The organism is Gemmobacter sp., from assembly GCF_046292685.1.
Lineage (GTDB): Bacteria > Pseudomonadota > Alphaproteobacteria > Rhodobacterales > Rhodobacteraceae > Wagnerdoeblera.
This window is the reverse complement of record NZ_JBKBQM010000089.1, coordinates 1-5,500: the sequence shown is the minus strand read 5'-3', so window position 1 is coordinate 5,500 and position 5,500 is coordinate 1. Positions and strand designations below refer to the sequence as shown.

5 protein-coding genes and 1 pseudogene are annotated in these 5,500 nt (G+C 67.7%); 2 read left to right on the top strand and 4 right to left on the bottom strand.

Annotated elements, in window-relative coordinates:
* The 3 genes and pseudogenes from ACK4S2_RS15490 to ACK4S2_RS15480 all read right to left on the bottom strand — a co-directional run.
* Positions 1 to 239: pseudogene (locus ACK4S2_RS15490) on the bottom strand (IS630 family transposase); the annotation flags it as partial.
* A 233-nt stretch (positions 240 to 472) separates the two neighbouring features.
* Complete coding sequence (locus tag ACK4S2_RS15485) at positions 473 to 1,240, bottom strand: HpcH/HpaI aldolase family protein (protein WP_409626411.1); 768 nt, start codon at positions 1,238 to 1,240, stop codon at positions 473 to 475.
* Positions 1,241 to 1,304: 64 nt separating this feature from the next.
* Complete coding sequence (locus ACK4S2_RS15480) at positions 1,305 to 2,807, bottom strand: sulfatase-like hydrolase/transferase (protein WP_409626408.1); 1,503 nt, start codon at positions 2,805 to 2,807, stop codon at positions 1,305 to 1,307.
* Positions 2,808 to 2,906: 99 nt separating this feature from the next.
* Here ACK4S2_RS15480 and ACK4S2_RS15475 point away from each other — a divergent pair, with 99 nt between their 5' ends.
* Together ACK4S2_RS15475 and ACK4S2_RS15470 are read left to right on the top strand one after the other, a co-directional pair.
* The gene (locus tag ACK4S2_RS15475) at positions 2,907 to 3,827 is read left to right on the top strand and encodes a lysophospholipid acyltransferase family protein (RefSeq protein ID WP_409626405.1); all 921 of its coding nucleotides are present in this window, start codon (positions 2,907 to 2,909) and stop codon (positions 3,825 to 3,827) included.
* Between the two features lie 9 nt (positions 3,828 to 3,836).
* Positions 3,837 to 4,649, top strand: a complete 813-nt coding sequence (locus ACK4S2_RS15470) for a glutamate racemase (RefSeq protein ID WP_409626402.1) — start codon at positions 3,837 to 3,839, stop codon at positions 4,647 to 4,649.
* 328 nt (positions 4,650 to 4,977) lie between these two features.
* Here ACK4S2_RS15470 and ACK4S2_RS15465 read toward each other — a convergent pair whose 3' ends face one another.
* Positions 4,978 to 5,268 carry a transposase gene (locus ACK4S2_RS15465; protein WP_409626399.1) on the bottom strand — a complete coding sequence of 97 codons (291 nt, stop codon included), beginning with the start codon at positions 5,266 to 5,268 and terminating at the stop codon, positions 4,978 to 4,980.
* Between the last annotated feature and the right edge of the window lie 232 nt (positions 5,269 to 5,500).

Here is a 5,500-nt window from a genome sequence, read left to right as displayed (position 1 = left end):
TCGCGCTCTTGCTCGAAGGCCATCATCACCTCGGCGCCGCGCGCCTCGAGGCGCCGGGAGCGCATGTCCCCGCCCTGCGCCTTCGGCGCGAAGGCGCCGGTCGCGCGCCGCGCCGCGTCCCAGCGAATGACCGAGGACACGCCGACGCCGAACCGTTTCGCCGCCGCACGCCGACTCATGCCGCCATCAACGGCAGCCAAGGCCCGAGTGCGAAGATCCATGGAAAGTGGTTTGCCCATCCTAAACTCCAACATCTGCTCCGAGCAGACTGAATCACGCCTCGGCCCCGATGGGAATCCCCTCGCGATTCACGACGCTCGGGAACCGCTCTAGGTTCATGGTCGCCCTGAAAGATCGCAACTCGGGTCATGTCGCGGCAGGCAAAGGGCGCGCAATGGGTGAAACCGCTGCACGGTTCGGGCCCCGGTCGGGGCCCGCCTGCCGGCGAAACGATTTCAACCCGGTCGTCCGATCACTTTCCGGCAAGTGCTGCGCGCAAGGCCAGGGCGCCGGCGCGCAGCAGGCCGACATCGTGCCCGGCCGCGACGAAGGTTGCGCCTTGCGCCATTGCGTGCCGTGCGGGTTCTGCCCCGGCCACGAGAATACCGGCCGCCTTGCCGCTGGCCACGATGCGGGCGATGGCCTTGTCGATGGCGGCCTGCACCTCGGGTGCGCCGGAATTGCCGGGATAGCCCATGTCTGCCGACAGGTCGGAGGGGCCGATGAACACCCCGTCGACGCCATCCACCGCGCAGATTTCCTCCAGATTCTCCAGCGCCATGCGCGTCTCGACCTGAACGAGGAGGCACGTCTGCGCGTTGGCGGTGGTGAGATACTCCGGCGTCAGCCCATAGCGCGAGGCGCGCCCGAGCGTGCCCATGCCGCGGATGCCCTCGGGCGGATAGCGCATGGCCCGAACCAGCTTGCGCGCCTGTTCGGCGGTGTCGACCATCGGCACCAGCACGGTCTGCGCGCCGATATCCAGCACCTGCTTCATCAGCCAGGGTTCGCCCACCGGAACACGCACCACCGGATGCGCGCCGCCGGCCTGCATGGCCTGCAGCTGTGCCAGCATGAGCGGCAGGTCGTTCGGGGCATGTTCGCCGTCGATCACCAGCCAGTCGTAACCGCAATGGCTGAGCAGCTCGGCCACGTTGGGGCTGGCAAAGGCGACCCAGAGCCCGACCTGAACCTTGCCTTTGGCCAGGGCCGCCTTGAATCCGTTGACGGGTGCCGGCATCGATCCCTCCTTGCCTTGCTGCGGCGCCAAGGTGACAGACCGGCCGGCCGCGTCAACCCCGCGTTCAGGCGCCGATGCTGAAGCCGGTCAGGCGCCGGTCGGCCCGGGTCATGCGGTGGTCCAGCATGGCTGTGCGCAAGCGGGCGATGGTCGTGGCGGCGGCTGGGTCTGTGGCCAAATCCCGGGTCTCCTCGGGGTCGTTGGCGCGGTCGAACAGCATCGGGGGCAGGCCGCCGTTGCAGTGCACCAGGGTCCAGCGCGCATCGCGCCAGACCGCGAGGTTTGCACGATGGTCGGTCAGGTTCAGGGCGCGCTGGAACCGGGTCGGACGGTGGGGGTGGCCAAGATCCAGTTCGGTCAGGGCAAAGGCGTCGGCATCGGCTTGCGCCCCGGCCAGCAGCGGTTGCAGCGGCGAACCGTCCATCGCGGGCGGCACCGGCGCAGCAAGCGCATGCAGCAGCGTCGGCGCGACCGATGTGGTGCAGACCGGCCCGGTCACCAGATGCCCGGCCGCAACGCCGGGGCCGCGCCAGAGCATCGGCACGCGGTGGGCCTGAAGAAAGGGCGTGTCCTTGCCCCAATAGCCCTGGTCGCCCAGCATCTCGCCATGATCGGCCATCACCACCAGCAGGGTGCGTTCGGCCAGCCCGCGTTCGTCGAGCCAATGCAGGATGCGGCCAAGATGGTGATCCACCTCGGCCACCAGACCGAGGTAGACGGCGCGCAATGCGGCCGTCTGGTCCGGCGAAAGGCGGGTGACATCGCCACCGAACCCGTGCCAAAGGCCGCGGGCGGCAGGATCGGAAAACCAGGCATCGCGGAAAGGGTGGGCAACGGTCGCCGCCAGCGGCGCGGGCACGGCGGATGGGTCGCACAGACGGTTGAAGGGCGCAGGCGCCACCAGCGGCGGATGCGGGCGGATGAAGGTGGCATGGGCCGTCCAGACCCCGTCGCGCCGGGCGTCCAGCGCCTCCAGCAGCCGATCGGCCAGATAGGCGGTGTCGCTGTCTTCGGCACGATACAGCGCCGGGTCGGCGATGCCGCCGCCTTGCGAGGCGTTGAGGTCATACCACCGCTGCGGCAAAGGTTCGGGCAAGGCATAGCCGCGGCGCCGCAAATGGCCGATCCAGTCCAGCGGCGCCTCGAACCGCATGTTGACGATTTCGCGGAACCCTGGGGCCGGCAGCTCGTAGGTGGCCATGTCGGGATCGGCCGGATGATAGGCGCCGGGGTCGGGGCCGATGTCGCCATAACCGAACAGCAATGGCTCGCGGCCCAGCTTGCGCAGCTCGGTGCCCAGTGTGGCATGGTGCCGGGCCAGCGGGCTGCCGTTGCGGATGGCGCGATGGTTGAAGGCGTGCAGCCCGGTCATCAGGCTGGCGCGCGCCGGGCCGCAGGGCACCGCCGCGGTCAGACAGTCGGCAAACGCCGTGCCTTCGCGGCGCAGCCGGTCGAGGGCAGGGGTCGGCACCAGGCCATGCAGCGCGCCCATGACCGCATCGGCGCGCAACTGGTCGATGGTGATGAACAGCAGGTTGGTGAGGTCTGGGCGCAGGGATTCGGTCATGCCGCCGATCCTATCGTGCGGCAGGCGCGGGCGGAACCCTGTCGCGCAACCGTCATCTGGGTGCTGTAGAGCGTTGCAAACCCCCTGCGAGAGGCCGCCATGACCGCGCTTTTGCCCTTGCCCGCCCACCCGCTGCCGGCGCCCGTGATGCGCCCGCAGATCGCGCGCGACATCACCTATGCCCATTCGGCCAGCACGCCGGCGGGCCGGCTGATGATCCGCACGGTGGAAAACCTGACCGGGCGCATGGCGCTGATCCGCCGCGCGCAAGGCTATGACCAGGCGGTGGCGCAAGGCGCGGATTTCTGGCGCGAGATGATGCAGCGCTATGGCCTGCACATCGAACTGTTGGGCGGCAGTTTCGAGGATGTGCCGATCACCGGGCCGCTGGTCATGGTGGCGAACCACCCTTACGGCATTCTCGACGGGTTGGTGATGGGCTATATCCTGTCGGGTTTGCGCGGCGATTTCCGCATTCTGGCCCACGCGGTGTTCCGCAAGGCGCCCGATGTGGCGCGGGTGATCCTGCCGATGGATTTTTCCGGCAGCCCCGAGGCGCTGCGCGCCAACATCGCCATGCGCGCCGAAGCGGTTGAGTATCTGCGCGGCGGCGGGGCGGTGGGGATTTTCCCGGGCGGCACGGTTTCCACCGCCGCCCGCCCCTTCGATGCACCGATGGACCCGGGCTGGCGCAGCTTTACCGCCCGGATGATCGCGCGCACGGGGGCAACGGTGGTGCCGGTCTGGTTCGAGGGGGCGAATTCGCGGCTGTTCCAGCTGGCCAGCCACCTGCATCATTCGCTGCGCATGGCATTGCTGTTGCGCGAGTTCCGTGCGCGGGTGGACCGGCCGGTGCGGATGGTGGTCGGCCAACCCATCCCGGCTGCCCTGCTTGCGCAATTTGGCGCCGACGGCAAGGCGATGATGGATTTCCTGCGCCGGACAACTTATGCACTTGACCCGAAGGGCCGCGATGCCAGCCGCTATGGCTATGAATTCGAGGCCCACCACAAGAGGTAGGGCTTGCGCATGGCGGTTGGCGTCTTCGATTCGGGGCTGGGCGGGCTGACGGTTCTGGATGCGGTGGCGCGGCGGTTGCCGGATGTGCCCTTCGTCTATCTGGGCGACAATGCCCATGCGCCTTATGGCGTGCGCACGCATGACGACATCTTCAACCTGACCTGCGCGGCGGTCGAGCGGCTGTGGCAGGAGGGCTGCGATCTGGTCATCCTGGCCTGCAACACGGCCAGCGCGGCGGCGCTGAAGCGGATGCAGGAAACCTGGGTGCCCAAGGACAAGCGGGTGCTGGGCGTGTTCGTGCCGTTGATCGAGGCGTTGACCGAACGGCAGTGGGGCGACAATTCCCCCCCGCGCGAAGTGGCGGTCAAGCATGTGGCGCTGTTCGCCACCCCGGCCACGGTGGCCAGCCGCGCCTTTCAGCGCGAGCTTGCCTTTCGCGCCATCGGTGTCGATGTCGAGGCGCAGCCTTGCGGCGGCGTGGTGGATGCCATCGAACAGGGCGACGAGATTCTGGCCGAAGCGCTGGTGCGTAGCCATGTCGAGGCGCTGAAGCGCCGGATGCCGCATCCGCAGGCGGCGGTGCTGGGCTGCACGCATTATCCCCTGATGCAGGCGGCCTTTCAGGCCGCTCTGGGCCCGGATGTAAAGGTGTTCAGCCAGGCCAATCTGGTGGCGGAATCGCTGGCCGACTATCTGGCACGCCGGCCGGAGTTCCTCGGGCCGGGGACGCAATCGAAGTTCCTGACCACGGGCGACCCCGACAGCGTATCGGCCAAGGCCACGCAATTCCTGCGCCGCCCGATCCGGTTCGAGGCCGCTTGACGGCTAGATGTGCTATACCGGATGATCACATGAGCCCTCGTCGATCTGCGCTGTTCATGGCAAGGTCGGTTCTGAGGGACATATTGGCCGGGGCGCGGACATGCCGATCCGTCTTCACAGCCAGGCGACGACCACCCCGAAGGTATGGGCGGCGATCCAGGCGAGCGACGAGGTCGGGACGGTGCTTGCTGCGCGCTTCGGGTTGACGCCGCAGACGATCTGCAAGTGGCGCAAGCGCGACAGCCTCGAGGATCGCAGCCAAACGCCGCATCGGCTGCAGAGTGGATCGGATCAGAAAACGATCCGGGGAGCTGTTGAAGAAGCCGTTTCACGCCGATGCTCGGGTTGGTCGGGCTGCGCGATCTTCGATGATCGAACAGACCAGCAGCATCAGGGCTGCCGCCAGCTTCTTGAGGTTCATTGCGATGACGGTCAGCAGGGCCTGGATCTTCATGTTTTCGAGCCCCCTCCGGATGGCTCGTGCAAGGCCGTGGAGCGTCTTGGCCGTCCCACGAGCTCCTTCGACCTGCCATCTGTGACGGGTGTAGATCGCGCGTTCGTCATCCCCCCACGCGGCTCGTTTGCGGCGAGCCCGAAGAATGGCTGCGTGGTTTGTCACGATGTGCTCCCGGCGGGATGGGGTGCCTCGCGGCAGACGATGCTGTCCCTGAGCGTGGTGTAGGTTCTGGGCGAGGTGGTCACCGGCGATGTTCGGTTAGGGTCTGGTTGCTTAACAGGCTGCTGAAGAAGTCCACGAGGCGGAACAGTTTTCCCTCTGTTTGGGCGGCAGCGGTGAGCGTCGTGCTGGTCGAGGCGAGGTATGGGTGCCCGATGCCACCCCTCGTCGTCAT